Origin of the sequence: Mycobacterium sp. KBS0706 (assembly GCF_005938675.2) — a bacterium.
GTDB lineage: Bacteria > Pseudomonadota > Alphaproteobacteria > DSM-16000 > Inquilinaceae > Inquilinus.
Genome location: NZ_VCCH02000379.1, coordinates 1 through 383, shown reverse-complemented (window position 1 = coordinate 383; position 383 = coordinate 1). Strand labels below are relative to the sequence as shown.

The 383-nt window shown below is 70.0% G+C and carries 1 protein-coding gene; it reads left to right on the top strand.

Going from position 1 to position 383, the window contains the following annotated elements; all coding sequences use genetic code 11:
• A partial coding sequence (locus FFK22_RS42360; RefSeq protein ID WP_143957061.1) for an AMP-binding protein occupies window positions 1-383 on the top strand: 383 nt, incomplete at both ends.

Sequence of the window (383 nt, the reverse complement as noted above, 5' to 3'; positions counted from 1 at the left end):
CCCGACGTGCTGGTCGGGGTGGCGGCGGAGCGGTCGGTGGAGATGGTGCTGGCGCTGCTCGGCATCGCCAAGGCGGGCGGGGCGTATCTGCCGCTCGACCCCGAACATCCGCGCGAGCGCCTGGCCGGCACGATCGCCGAGACCGGGCTGAAGCTGGTGCTGGCTCAGGCTCATCTGCTCGACCGGCTGCCGGACGGCGTCGAGGTGGTGGCGCTGGAGGGCTGGGACCTGTCCGGCTTTGCCGATGCGGCGCCGGTTGTGGATTGGCATCCGGAGGGTCTGGCCTATTGCATCACCACCTCGGGCTCGACCGGCAAGCCGAAGGCGGTGGGCAACAGTCATCGGGGCCTGCTGAACCGTCTGCAATGGATGCAGGCGGAGTA